13 protein-coding genes and 1 tRNA gene are annotated in these 12916 nt (G+C 67.7%); 7 read left to right on the forward strand and 7 right to left on the reverse strand.

Translation table 11 applies throughout. The features are described from left to right. Positions 1-77 precede the first annotated feature (77 nt). From FGL91_RS03590 to FGL91_RS03605, 4 genes are read left to right on the forward strand one after another with little or no spacing between them, the layout of a single operon-like run. Positions 78-1358, forward strand: a complete 1281-nt coding sequence (locus FGL91_RS03590; protein ID WP_194239302.1) for an ABC transporter substrate-binding protein — start codon at positions 78-80, stop codon at positions 1356-1358. 60 nt (positions 1359-1418) lie between these two features. Next, a complete protein-coding gene (locus FGL91_RS03595) occupies positions 1419-2333 on the forward strand; it encodes a carbohydrate ABC transporter permease (RefSeq protein WP_153243114.1) in 915 nt (304 codons plus the stop codon). Beyond that, on the forward strand, positions 2333-3280 hold the full coding sequence (locus tag FGL91_RS03600) for a carbohydrate ABC transporter permease (protein ID WP_227991840.1): 948 nt from the start codon (positions 2333-2335) through the stop codon (positions 3278-3280). Before FGL91_RS03595 ends, FGL91_RS03600 begins: the two co-directional genes overlap by 1 nt. A 1-nt stretch (position 3281) precedes the next feature. Then, positions 3282-5024: a glycoside hydrolase family 9 protein gene (locus FGL91_RS03605; protein WP_153243115.1), complete on the forward strand. Its 1743-nt coding sequence runs from the start codon at positions 3282-3284 to the stop codon at positions 5022-5024. A gap of 51 nt (positions 5025-5075) precedes the next feature. On the opposite strand, the gene FGL91_RS03610 is transcribed toward FGL91_RS03605, so the two are convergent. Continuing rightward, positions 5076-5552, reverse strand: a complete 477-nt coding sequence (locus FGL91_RS03610) for a hypothetical protein (RefSeq protein WP_153243116.1) — start codon at positions 5550-5552, stop codon at positions 5076-5078. 1 nt (position 5553) lies between these two features. After that, complete coding sequence (gene dcd / locus FGL91_RS03615) at positions 5554-6159, reverse strand: dCTP deaminase (protein ID WP_047524231.1); 606 nt, start codon at positions 6157-6159, stop codon at positions 5554-5556. A 101-nt stretch (positions 6160-6260) separates the two neighbouring features. Here dcd and FGL91_RS03620 point away from each other — a divergent pair. Beyond that, positions 6261-6334: transfer RNA gene (locus FGL91_RS03620), tRNA-Gly, on the forward strand. Positions 6335-6377: 43 nt separating this feature from the next. Here FGL91_RS03620 and FGL91_RS03625 read toward each other — a convergent pair. The 3 genes from FGL91_RS03625 to FGL91_RS03635 all read right to left on the reverse strand — a co-directional run bounded on the left by FGL91_RS03625 (position 6378) and on the right by FGL91_RS03635 (position 8018). Further along, the gene (locus FGL91_RS03625) at positions 6378-6539 is read right to left on the reverse strand and encodes a hypothetical protein (RefSeq protein WP_153243117.1); all 162 of its coding nucleotides are present in this window, start codon (positions 6537-6539) and stop codon (positions 6378-6380) included. Between the two features lie 114 nt (positions 6540-6653). Beyond that, the gene (locus FGL91_RS03630; protein WP_227991843.1) at positions 6654-6929 is read right to left on the reverse strand and encodes a hypothetical protein; all 276 of its coding nucleotides are present in this window, start codon (positions 6927-6929) and stop codon (positions 6654-6656) included. A 135-nt stretch (positions 6930-7064) separates the two neighbouring features. Then, positions 7065-8018: an NAD-dependent epimerase/dehydratase family protein gene (locus FGL91_RS03635; RefSeq protein WP_153243118.1), complete on the reverse strand. Its 954-nt coding sequence runs from the start codon at positions 8016-8018 to the stop codon at positions 7065-7067. An 81-nt stretch (positions 8019-8099) separates the two neighbouring features. On the opposite strand from FGL91_RS03635, the gene FGL91_RS03640 reads away from it, so the two are divergent. Then, the gene (locus FGL91_RS03640; protein ID WP_153243119.1) at positions 8100-8732 is read left to right on the forward strand and encodes a TetR/AcrR family transcriptional regulator; all 633 of its coding nucleotides are present in this window, start codon (positions 8100-8102) and stop codon (positions 8730-8732) included. Continuing rightward, entirely contained in the window at positions 8729-9412 is a 684-nt protein-coding gene (locus FGL91_RS03645) for a type 1 glutamine amidotransferase domain-containing protein (RefSeq protein WP_153243120.1), read from the forward strand. The genes FGL91_RS03640 and FGL91_RS03645 overlap by 4 nt, the downstream gene beginning before the upstream one ends. A gap of 34 nt (positions 9413-9446) precedes the next feature. On the opposite strand, the gene FGL91_RS03650 is transcribed toward FGL91_RS03645, so the two are convergent. Together FGL91_RS03650 and FGL91_RS03655 are read right to left on the reverse strand one after the other, a co-directional pair. Further along, complete coding sequence (locus tag FGL91_RS03650; RefSeq protein WP_153243121.1) at positions 9447-10883, reverse strand: rhamnulokinase; 1437 nt, start codon at positions 10881-10883, stop codon at positions 9447-9449. After that, entirely contained in the window at positions 10880-12916 is a 2037-nt protein-coding gene (locus FGL91_RS03655; protein WP_153243122.1) for a bifunctional aldolase/short-chain dehydrogenase, read from the reverse strand. Before FGL91_RS03655 ends, FGL91_RS03650 begins: the two co-directional genes overlap by 4 nt.

The raw sequence follows: 12916 nt of genomic DNA on the forward strand, positions 1-12916 counted from the left end.
TATTGACCACTTTGAGTCCGAAACAGTACCATTCCAGGAACCGCCGGCACCCGACCGGCCCGAGAAGGAGGTCCTCCGTGCAGAAGCGCGTGTCCATCCCCCTGGCAGGTGCCAGCGCGTTCGTGCTCGCCGCGGCCCTCGGCGGCTGCGCGAGCAGCGAGCCGTCGTCGCCTGACCGGATCGTCGTCCAGACCAACTGGACCGCCGGCCAGGCGCAGAACGAGCCGTTGTTCGACGCCTTCGAGGCGTTCACCGAAGAGACCGGCATCGAGGTCAAGGTGCTCGAGTCGGGAGACAACCTCAACCAGGTGTACGAGACGTCCCTCCTCGCCGGGGAAGAAGCCGACGTGCTGCTGGTCGGACTCCTCGAGAAGCAACTCGACTGGGCGATCAACGGTGCCGTCGTGCCCGTGAACAACTACATCGAAGAGTGGGGCATCGCCGACCGCATCCCCGACGACGCACTGGTCGACTGGACCGACGCCGAAGACAACATCCGCGCCTTCCCCTACTCCGGCTTCACGTGGCCGTGGTGGTACAACACCGATCTGCTGGCCGAGGCCGGTATCGATGCCGTGCCGACCACGACCGACGAGCTCATCGACGCCACTGAGAAGCTGCGCGCCGCGGGTATCGCACCCGTCGTTCTCGGCGGCATCGACTGGTCGGGCCAGAAGATCTTCCTGCAGTTCCTGGAGATGTTCCTCTCCACCGAAGAGGCCAAGCAGGTCTACGCCGAGGGCGCCACGTGCGACAACCCCGACGCGATGAAGGGCATCGAGCTTCTGGTCGAGCTGCGCGACGCCGGCGTCTTCGTCGACGGCGTCGAGGGCTACACGGCCGACCAGGCGCAGGCCGCGTATCTCGATGGCCAGGCCGCGATCGCACCGCTCGGTTCGTGGGCCTACCCGTCCGCGTCGGAGGAGCTGGCCGCGGCGACCGTGCTCGGCGGACTCCCCGTCGCCGAGGGGGCACCGTTCGACAAGCCTCTCGCCTACCGTGGCTCGACCTCCGCCGGCTGGTGGATCAGCCCGAACGGCCAGGAGAAGATCGGCTCGGTCGAGAAGCTCATCACCTACATGTACGGCAACGATGTGCTCAAGGGCATCCTCGACGAAGGCGGCGTGATCCCGGTCGCCGACTTCGGCGGCGACACGTCCGGCGTCACCTCGCCGCTGCTCGCACAGTCGCTGACCGAGCTGCCCGAGTCCGTCGACTTCCCGGTCATGCCCGACATCTACGTGCCGGCCGATGTGTCCAACCCGATGTACCGCGCGACGTCGGTCGCGTTCACCCCCGGCACCGATGCCGCGACGATCTGCAAGACCGTCGACGACATCTACGTCGCCGCGAAGTAACCCGTCTGGGCGGCCCGGCCACAGCGCCGGGCCGCCCTCCTCACTGCTGGAGCCCTCCCCATGACCGCTTACTCCCCCGACGTCGTCGCCCTCCGACGCGCGAAGGCCCGACGACGTGGCGAGCTCGTGCAGCTGTCGGCCACGCTTCCGGCACTGCTGTGGTTCCTGGTCTTCACGATCGGACCCCTGGTCAGCCTCTTCTACTTCTCGACCGTGAACTGGCGCGGTCTGATCGCCCCGCGCACACCGGCCGGGCTCGACAACTTCGTACGCCTGGTGAACGACCCCGTGGTGTGGCTGGCGACGGGCAACACGATCCTCCAGCTCGTGGTCACGCTGCCGATCGTCGTCATCGGCGCGTTCATGATCGCCTACTACCTGAACCTCAAGCCCCGCGGACATCGCTTCGTGCGTGCGCTCATGTTCACGCCCGTGCTGCTCTCTGCATCCGCCCTGGCGATGGTCTTCGTGGGCGTTTTCGCCCCGCAGGGCATGATCAATGGGTTCCTCGACGCGCTTGGTCTCGACCAGCTCGCGCGCCCGTGGCTCGCCAACGGCGACAGCGCCATGTGGGCGATCATCATCGTCACGATCTGGTGCAGCATGTCAGTTTCGGCAATCATGCTCGCCGCCCGTCTCAACTCGATCGACGCCTCGGTGTTCGAAGCCGCCGAGATCGACGGATGCGGGCACTTCCGCCGCATATGGAGCATCGCCTGGCCGATGTGCCGCGAGTTCGTCGGCGTCGTCACGATGCTGCAGTTCCTGTGGACCCTGTTCTCCTCTGCAGCCGTCGTGCTGCTGCTGACGAAGGGCGGGCCAGGCAACGCCACCGCCACGCTGTCGTTCCTCGTGTACGACTTCGCCTTCAACCAGTCGAAGGTCGGCTACAGCCAGGCCGTCGCGGTCGTGCTGTTCATCGTCGGCGTGGCCGGCATCCTCGTGATCCGCCGGGCGTTCCGGCAGAAGTACTGATGGGACCCGCCCTCATGACCGTCGTCTCCGCTCCGGCCCCGCAGACCTCCTCCGCGCAGCATCCTGCTCCCCCCTCGCGCCCGACCGCGCGTCGTCGACGCGGCCGCGGCGGGGCCCTCGCCCGCACCGGCCCGATGAAGTACCTCGCACACGCGGGCGTCTGGCTGTACGTGGTGCTGCTCGCCGCGCCGCTCTACTACCTGGTGATCTCGGCGTTCAAGCACAACACCGACATCTTCAACCAGCCGTTCTCCCCCTTCACACCGCTCACCTTCGACAACTTCGGCCTGGCGTTCTCACAGGCCTCGCTCGGCACGGCCCTGCTGAACTCGGCATACATCACGATCGGTGCCGAGATCCTCACCCTCGCGCTCGCGGTGCCGGCAGCATTCGCCCTGGCCCGTGCGAAGGGCGCGGTCGGCCAGATGGTGGAGCGCGTGTTCGCGCTCGGGTTCCTCATCCCCGGTTTCGCCGCGCTGGTACCCACCGTGCTCCTGTCGATCATGATGGGACTGTTCCACACGCGGGAGTTCCTGATCCTGTTCCTCCCGGCGTCGGCCATGCCGCTCACGGTGATCCTGCTGACCCAGGCGATGCGCGCCGTGCCAGCGGAGCTCGAGGAGTCAGCGCTGCTCGACGGTGCCGGTCCCCTGCGCGTGCTGTGGTCGGTCTATGTGCCGCTCGCGATCCCGACGCTCACGGTGGTCGCGATCCTCAACTTCCTATCGTTCTGGAACGAGTACTTCTTCTCCCTCGTGATCATCGGCCCCGAAGCATCGCTGCGTACGGCCCAGGTCGCACTCCCGACGCTCTCGATCGCGAACGCCGCGCAGTACGGTGTTCTTGCCGCCGGCATCCTCATCACCTTGATCCCCGCGTATCTCGTCTACGCCGTGTTCGCGGAGAAGATGGAGAACGCGGTCCTCGCCGGAGCACTCAAGGGCTGACATGCGCATTCTCACCAACCACCTCGGCTACGACTCCGCGGCCCCGAAGTCGGCGCTCGTCGAGGTGCCGCATCCCGGGGAGATGCCGCACGTCGAGCTGCTGTCGCTCGACGATGACTCCCGTGTGCGTCTCTCCACCCGCCCCACCGCGACAGTCGATGCCTGGCAGACCGGTGCATACGCGCGCGTCGACTTCGACGAGGTCAACGCTCCGGGCCGATACGCGCTCCTGGCCTCGGTCGGCGACGAGGTCGTCTCGTCTCCGCCGTTCATGATCGGCGTCGAGCGCCTGGCGGCAGGCACGCTCTCCGACATCTTGTTCGCCTTCAAGGCGGCTCGCTCCAGCGGTGAGATCGAGCGCAAGGATGCCGCAGCGCTGCGTTATGCAGACGATTCCGGATTCACGGTGGATGCTCGCGGGGGCTGGCTCGACGCCTCGGGCGACACCAGCAAATTCCTCAGCCATCTGACCTATTCCCCGACCATGAGCCCGCAGCAGATCCCGTTGTGTGCGTGGGCGTTCCTGGAGGCTCGGGACCGGCTGGCTGAGCGACATCCGCGCTTCCACAAGGCGCTCGGTGCGCGACTGCGTGACGAGGCCCTGTTCGGCGCCGACTTCCTGGTACGCTTCCGCACGCCGGACGGTGCGTTCTACAGCGGAATCTTCGATGCGCTCACCAAGCAGCTCGAGGAGCGCGTGATCAATGCGCCGCTACCGGAATGCGTACGCACCGACCGCTATCGCGCCTCGTATCGTGGCGGCGGCGGGCTGGCGATCGCCGCGCTCGCCCGGGCGTCGAGGGAGCAAGAACACGGCGCCTTCTCGAGCGCCGAGTATCTCGCGGCCGCCGTCGGTGCCTTCGACGACCTCGAGGCGCATAACACGGAGTATCTGTTCGGGCTCGACCTCAAGACCGGAGCCCTGACGAACAGTTCCGAGTCGGTCGTCGACGAATACTGCGCCCTGCTCGCAGCGGCCGAGCTCGTCGCGGCGACGGATGGCGCGGATGGCGTGGACGCCGAGCGATTCGTCGCGGCGGCGGATCGTCGCGCCGCGGCCCTGATCGACCGCTACCGCACCTCGCCCGACGAGCCGGGTTGGTTCGAGGCCTGGGAGGACGGACGGCCATTCTTCTCTGCCGTCGAAGCGGGCCTGCCGGTGATCGCCCTGCTCCGCTACGCCGAGCTCGTGCCCGATGCGCGCTTCGGAGACACGGCGCGCGAGCTGGCGCTGGCGGTCATGCAAGATGTGTTGCGACGCACGCAGGCCGTCGACAATCCGTTCGGGTATCCGCGCCAGCGAGTGCAGCCGCGAGGCGGCAGCGTGCGCGACGCATTCTTCTTCCCCCACGAGAACGACACCGGCTACTGGTGGCAAGGCGAGAACGCGAACCTGGGTTCTCTCGCGTTCTCGGCCCTTGGAGTCGCCGACCTTCCAGCGTGCGATTCTGTGCAAGCGACGCAACTGCGGCGCTTCGCGGCCGACCAGGTGCACTGGGTGCTCGGACGCAACCCCTTCGACGTGTGCATGCTGCAGGGTAGGGGGCGCAACAACGTCGAGTACACTCCCGACTTCCCGAACCTGCCCGGCGGCATCGTGAACGGCATCACGAGTCACCCCGACGACGAGAACGGCATCGCCTTTCTGACCCCCGAGACCACCGAGGGCCCGGACTCGTGGCGCTGGGCGGAGCAGTGGATCCCGCACTCGGCGTGGTTCCTGCTCGCGGTCAGCGCGAGTTGAGCGCGATCTTCGCTGTCCGGCGTCCGATGGTCGGCGCCGAACGCCGGCTCCTCAGAGCCGCAGGGCGACGGCGAGCGACACCGCACTGTCGCTACTCGCCCAGGGGAAGCTCACGGTGTTGAGCAGGAACACCACGAGGCCGATCGCGGCGATCAGGAGCACGAACAGGAAGACGAAGATCGCCACGGTGAGGCCGCCGTAGCCGCCGGAGGTCGGAACCTCCGGCGCGACCGACGGCTGTGCCCAGTCGTCGGCGACCGCGGCGGGAGGCTCACCATCGAGGATCGCGGGAGTCGGACGCGGGCGGTCGGAGCGACGGCGCGTCTCGGGCGGAGGCGGCGGGATCACCGCGTCCGCCGACGGGATCGCTGCGGACGAGGGCGGGGCCAGCAGACCGTCCGGGATCGGGATGTCGGGCGGGGGCGGCGGGATCACCGCATCCGCGGGCGGAATCAGCGGCTCCTCGGGAACTCCGCCCTCCTCAGGCTCGATCGGTTCTTCCGGGGTGGTGCCGCTGATGTCGCTCATCTCAGCCTCCGACTGCTCCGACGTCGGTCACGCCGACGTCCGTTCGATGGAAGTTCTGGAACGACCGGGAGGCCGTCGGTCCGCGCTGCCCCTGGTAACGATTGCCGTAGGGGCCGGACCCGTAGGGGCTCTCCGCAGGTGAGGTCAGCCGGAAGAAGCAGAGCTGCCCGATCTTCATCCCCGGCCACAGCTTGATCGGCAGGGTCGCGACGTTCGCGAGCTCCAGCGTCACGTGACCGGTGAACCCCGGGTCGATGAACCCGGCCGTCGAGTGCGTGATGAGCCCGAGGCGCCCGAGCGAGGACTTGCCCTCGAGACGGGCGGCGATGTCATCCGGGAGGGTGACCTGCTCGAACGTCGCGCCGAGTGCGAACTCGCCGGGGTGCAGGATGAACGGCTCCTCGGGATCGACCTCGATCAGACGCGTGAGCTCCGGCTGATCGACCGACGGGTCGATGAACGGGTACTTGTGGTTGTCGAACAGCCGGAAGTAGCGGTCCAGGCGCACGTCGATGCTCGACGGCTGGATCATCCCCTCTTCGCGCGGCTCGAGGCCGACGCGGCCGGATGCGAGTTCTGCCCTGATGTCGCGATCGCTGAGAAGCACGGCACCAGCCTAGTTGCCAGGCCGCGACCGTGCCGCGTTGCTTTGGCCATCGGGCGGCGTGCGGGTAGGCTGGCCTTCACCTGCTCCTCGGATGCGGGTGCGGGGCTGTAGTTCAATGGTAGAACTTCTGCTTCCCAAGCAGACAGCGCGGGTTCGATTCCCGTCAGCCCCTCCACTTGTGGGTTCCAGAGCGACTCCGGACGTCGAACCCTCGACCGCTACGGCAGGTCAGCGAGATCGATGTCGTCGTCCTCGTCGCGCTCCTGATCTTCCTCATCCTCGGGAACGACTCGATCGTCGTCGGTCGAGGGGATGTCCGGGTCGATGCCTTCGGCCTCGACTTCGCGCTCCTCGTCCGGGTACATCTGCGGGTCTGACATCGCAGTCTCCAATCGCATCAGCGGTGACGCCAGTCTTGCTCTCGAACCCCGTCGCCGACTCCCCGTTGACACGCGACCTGGCGAGGCGGGACAATCCGCCTCGCCAGGCCGTGCTCAGGCGGTGGCGAGCGGCGGCCGGTGCGGGATCGCCACCGGCCTGCGGTCGCGCGCAGGGGCGTGGAAGCGCTGAACGTCTTCCAGCACGTCGGCCGCCGACATGTACGAGGTGGCGAGCGGAAGGTCTCGCAGCCACAGCACGTCCACCTCGACCGCATCCAACTGGTACACGCACGCGACGGTGCGCCGGGAATCATTCGACTCGTAGCGATGGTCGAGGATCAACCACTCGGTCTCGGTGATCTTGCGGAGCTCGAATCGGGGATCGGGCATCGTAAACATCGCAACACTCCAATCAATCAGCCAAAGGCGGTGACCGAAAGGAACGCACGACCCTGCGACCAGGGATCGGAACCCTGCCCGATGGGTCGACGGGCGCCCTTCAGCCCGCCGGAATTCACCCTTATTTTAGGATCCGCCGGGCTGCTCCTCAAGCGATGCGCCGCGGAGAAGATCCACGCCGCGACGGTAGCTGGTGACCTCGAATTCGGGGAACCGCCGAGCGAACTTCGTGGAGTCGAATCTGTTGTCGTGCTCGTACCGCGGGAGCAGTTCTCTGATCTCCCGCGCCTGCGGGGACACGAGCCCGGCCGCCCCCAGCATCCACGTCGGAAGAACGGTGTAGGCGGGTGGGCGCGGCCGGTCGAACGCGTCGCTCACCAGGGAGACGAACTGTCGGTAGGTGGGACGGTCGGGATCGGTGGGCAGATGCCACGTCTGCTGGAAGGCATCCTCGGTGGTGCCGAGTGCCGCGAGAGCACGGCTCGCGTCGGGCGTCCAGATCAGGGTGCGCTGGACGTCATCTCGCACAGGGACGAACGGGCGCTTGCCGTTCCTGATCCGGTCGACGATGAGAGCGTTCGTGAAGCTCTGCGTTCTCCCCGGCCCGTAGAACTCCGGGGCACGGGCGATCAGGACGGGGATGTCACCACGCGCCATCTCGTCGAGCACCATCGACGCCATCGCCGCCCGGACCCGACCCTTCGGTCCGACGGGCTCGAAGGGCGTGCTCTCGGTCTGCACCCGGTCATCCTGCGGATACATGTAGGTGTTGTCGAAGTACGCGAACCTGGCGCCGGCCGCACGGGTCGCGTCGAGGGCGTTCTTGAGCATCGTCGGGAACTGCCGTTCCCACAGCGCCGTGTCCGCAGGCAACCCGGCCGTGAAGTACACCACGTCGCTCCCCTGAACCGCGGCCCGCGTCTGAGCCGCATCGAGCAGGTCGGCGCTCATGAGGTCGTCGGTGTCGTTGACTCTGCGCGGGTTGCGGCTGACGAGCCTGAGCGGGGACGCGTGGTTTCGGGTCAGCTCTCGCGCGAGCTCGACGGCGATCTGGCCGTTCGCGCCCAGTATGGTCTGCATTCTTTCTTCTCGACTTCCGATCGCTGGATCCGTGCGGTATGTTTACACTGTTTACATCATCGTACGGAAGGATGGTGAACAGTGTCAACATCGGAGAAGACCTACCACCACGGTGATCTTCGCGCTGCTCTCATCGACGCGGCGATCCGGGTGCTCGAATCAGGCGAGCCGTTCTCTCTGCGCGCCGTCGCGCGTCGAGCAGGGGTGTCGCCGGCCGCCCCGTATCGGCACTTCGCCGATCGCGAGGCGCTGGACTCCGCCGTCGCCGTCGAAGGGTTCCATGACTTGCGGGCAGACCTCGCCGCCGCACTCGACAGCGCCCCGGCGTCGTCGTCCGCGGCCGATGTCATCGCAGAGCTCGGCATCGCCTACGTGGCCTTCGCGATGCGTCGTCCCGCGGTCTTCCGACTGATGTTCGGGAACGAATGCGACGACGCGAACGCCGAACGGGTGACGGCGTCCGCGGAACTGCACACCGTCCTGAACGAGGCTGTCGAGCGGTTGTTCCCCGGGGCGGACGTCCCGAGTCTGTCGACGGCCCTGTGGAGCCTGGCTCACGGGTTGGCGTTCCTGCACCTCGACGGAAAGCTCCGCCCGGAACCCGCCGACGCGGTATCCGCACGCGTACACACCGTCGTCGGCGCGATCCTCGCTGTCCCCCTCCGACCCGCATCTCCGCAGTTGGTCGACACCACCACGGGAGAGATCTCATGACCAGACGCATTCTTCACGTCGTCACCAACGTCGGCCACTACGACGACCCCTCGCACGCGACCGGCCTGTGGCTGTCGGAACTCACCCATGCGTGGGAGGTGTTCGAGAAGCGTGGCTTCGAGCAACGGATCGTCAGTCCGCAGGGCGGTGCCTCACCGCTGGAACCTCGTTCGCTGAGGTTCCCCAGCTACGACAAGACCGCCAGAGCCTGGCGCGACGACCCCGCACGCATGGCGCTCTTGGAGAACACCCTGCGCCCGGACCAGATCGACGCCGCGGACCACGACGCGATCTACTTCACCGGCGGTCATGCCGTGATGTACGACTTCCCCGAGAGTGAAGGACTGCAGCGGATCACCCGAGAGATCTGGGAACGCGGAGGAGTCGTGTCCTCGGTCTGCCACGGCTATTGCGGGCTGCTCAACACGCGACTCTCCGACGGCTCTCTCCTCGTCGCTGACCGGAAGGTCACCGGCTTCGCCTGGCAGGAGGAAGTTCTCGCCCGCGTGGACAAACTTGTCCCGTACAACGCGGAGGAAGAGATGAAGAAGCGCGGCGCCCACTACGAGAAGTCTCTCCTGCCGTTCGTCTCCCATGCCGTCGTCGACGGCCACCTCGTCACGGGACAGAACCCCGGATCGGCGAAGGAGACCGCCGAGAAGGTCGCTGCCCTGCTCTGAGACGAACCGACGACCGACCAGCCGGGCCCCGCGTCTAACGAATGAGCATCCGGCCCGGATCTGGCGTGACCGGGTCGAACCGGCGGACCGGATGGGTCGCGGCGACCAGCGCGCGCAGCTCTTCCAGCTCGATGTCCACGCCCTCCAGAGCCCGCCACTGCACGAGCACGTTCCCGAGGGCGGTCGCCTCGACGGGGCCGGCCAGCACGGGAAGGCCGGCGCGGTCGGCCGTCGCCTGGCACAGGAGCGCGTTGAGTGATCCGCCCCCCACGAGATGGATCACGTCGACCTCTCGCCCCGACAGCGTGGACGCCGTCCGAACCGTCTCGGCGAACGCCGCGGCGATGCTCTCCACGATGCTGCGCGCGAACGCTGCACGACTCGCGGGGACAGCCGCCCCTGCCTCTCGGATCAGCGCGGCGATGCGAGACGGCATGTCACCGGGCGCGCTGAGGGACAGGTCGTTCGCATCGAAGAGCGGCACCTGGTGCGAGACCGCGGACGCCCCCACGAGCAGCTCTGACAGGTCTACCGAGGCACCGTCCTCCGCCTCCCAGGCGCGCACGCTCTCACTCAGCAGCCACAGGCCGGTGACGTTGTGCAGGAAGCGGTATCGCCCGTCGACGCCGCGCTCGTGAGTGAAGTTCGCCTCGCGCGCGGCCTCCGTCAGCACGGGCTCGGTCAGCTCCAGACCGACGAGGCCCCACGTGCCGCACGAGATGTAAGCGGCGGACGGCGAGCTCAGCGGGACCGCTACCACGGCAGAGGCGGTGTCGTGTGAGCCGACCGCGACCACGGGGAGGGTCCTGCCGATCCGCTCGGCGAGTTCGGGGCGGAGCGATCCGATCAGCGCGCCGGGGTCGAGAAGCGGAGGCAGGACGCGGGTCGGGATGCCGATGCGCGTTGCGAGGTCGACGTCCCACTCGCCGTCACCCACTCCGAGCAGCCCGGTCGTCGAGGCGTTCGTACGCTCGGCGGCGCGAACACCTGTGAGCAGGAACGCGATCAGATCGGGGATGAGGAGCGCGGTGTCGGCATCCGCGACCCTCTCGTCGATCCGGTACTGGTAGAGCGTGTTGAAGGGCAGGAACTGCAGTCCGTTGCGTGTGTAGAGCTCGGGGAACGGGATGCTCCCGTGCACCTCGCCGACGCCGCGCGCGGTGCGCTCATCGCGGTAGTGGAAGGGCTCAGCGAGAAGCTCCCCGCCCGCGATCAGACCGTAGTCCACGGCCCACGAGTCGATGCCGATGCTCTCGATCGCCTGCTCGCGTCGCACGGCCTCCGCCAACCCCTCGAGCACGTTCTCGTAAAGGGCGCCGAAATCCCAGTGCAGCCCGTCGGCACGCTCCACGGACCCGTGGGGGAACCGCGAGACGAGCTCGAGGTCGAGCCTGCCGTCGCCGACGCGCCCGATCATGACCCGGCCGCTGGTCGCACCGAGATCGACGGCCGCGACGGCGCGCACGCTCATCGCAGGAACGCCGCGGCGACGCCGGAGTCGACGGGGATGTGCAGACCCGTGGTGCGACTGAGCTCCGGGCCGGTGAGCACGTAGACCGCGTCCGCGACGTTCTCGGGGACGACCTCGCGCTTGAGGATCGTGCGGTTCGCGTAGAACTGCCCGAGGTCCTCTTCGGCGACGCCGTAGGTCGCGGCGCGATTCGCGCCCCACCCGGAGGCGAAGATGCCCGAGCCACGCACGACGCCGTCGGGATTGATCCCGTTCACACGGATCCCGTACTCGCCGAGCTCGACCGCGAGCAGGCGGACCTGATGGGCCTGGTCGGCCTTCGTGGCGGAGTAGGCGATGTTGTTCGGGCCGGCGAAGACCGAGTTCTTCGACGAGATGTAGACGATGTCGCCACCGAGCTTCTGATCGATGAGCACGCGCGCGGCGGCCTTCGACACGAGGAAAGACCCCTTCGCCATGACATCGTGCTGCAGATCCCAGTCCTTCTCGGTCGTCTCCAGCAGAGGTTTCGAGAGCGACAGTCCAGCGTTGTTGACGATGAGGTCGACGCCGCCGAACGCGAGCACCGCATCGGTCAGCGCAGCCTGGATCGCGTCGGCGTCGGCGACGTTCGCGGCGACACCGATCGCGACATCGGTGCTCCCGAGCTCGGCCGCCGCGGCCTGGGCCTTGGCGAGGTCGAGGTCGGCGATGACGACACACGCACCTTCAGCCGCGAGGCGGGTGGCGATGGCCTTGCCGATCCCGGAGGCGGCGCCGGTGACGAAGGCGATGCGGCCCTGATGCGACTTCGGCTTCGGCATCCGCTGCAGCTTGGCCTCTTCCAGCGCCCAGTACTCGATACGGAACTTCTCGGCATCCGAGATCGGAGAGTAGGTCGACAGCGCCTCGGCACCGCGCATCACGTTGATCGCGTTCACGTAGAACTCGCCGGCGACACGAGCGGTCTGCTTGTTCGCGCCGTACGAGAACATGCCCACACCGGGGACGAGCACGATGAGCGGATCGGCACCGCGGATCGCCGGAGAATCCGCCGTCGCGTGCGCGTCGTAATACGCCTGGTAGTCGGCGCGGTACTCCGCGTGAAGCTCGTGCAGACGGGCGATCTGCTCCTCGACGGACGCCGTGATCGGCAGGTCGAGGAGGAGCGGCTTGACCTTGGTGCGCAGGAAGTGATCGGGGCAGCTCGTGCCCAGCGCGGCGAGGGATGGCGCCATCTCGGAGGCGAGGAACTCGAGCACCTCCGGGGCATCGGTGAAGTGGCCCACCATCGGACGGTCCGTCGAGGCGATCCCACGGATCGTCCCGGCGAGCGCGGCGGCGCGTTCACGACGCTCTCCCTCGGGCAGAGGCTCGAAACCGGAGCGGACACCGCCGAACGGATCGGCCTCGCCGTTCTCCGCGATGTACGAGGCGGCGGTGTCGATGATCCACAGCGAGTTCGCCTCGGCCTCGTCGGAGGTGTCACCCCAGGCCGTGATGCCGTGCCCGCCGAGGATGCATCCGATCGCCTGCGGGTTCGCGGCCTTGATCTCGGCGATGTCGAGGCCGAGCTGGAAGCCGGGGCGACGCCAGGGCACCCAGACGACCTTCTCCCCGAAGATCGTCCGGGTCAGCGCTTCGCCGTCCGCCGCCGTCGCGATCGCGATGCCGGAGTCGGGGTGCAGATGGTCCACGTGCGCGGCGTCGACGAGGCCGTGCATGGCGGTGTCGATCGAGGGCGCGGCTCCGCCCTTGCCGTGCAGGCAGTAGTCGAACGCGGCCACCATCTCGTCTTCACGCTCGATGCCCGGGTACACGTCGACGAGCGCACGCATCCGGTCCAGGCGCAGCACCGCGAGGCCGTTCTCGGTGAGCGTGCCCAGGTCACCGCCCGAGCCCTTCACCCACAGCAGTTCGACGGGCTGCCCGGTCACGGGATCGATCCCGCTGCCCTTCGCGGAGGTGTTCCCGCCGGCATAGTTCGTGTTCTTCGGATCGGCGCCGAGGCGGTTGCTCCGCGCGAGGAGGTCGGAGGCGGTCGGATTCGTCAT

It is taken from the genome of Microbacterium sp. CBA3102 (genome assembly GCF_007954505.1).
In the GTDB taxonomy this organism is placed as follows: Bacteria; Actinomycetota; Actinomycetes; order Actinomycetales; family Microbacteriaceae; genus Microbacterium; species Microbacterium aurugineum.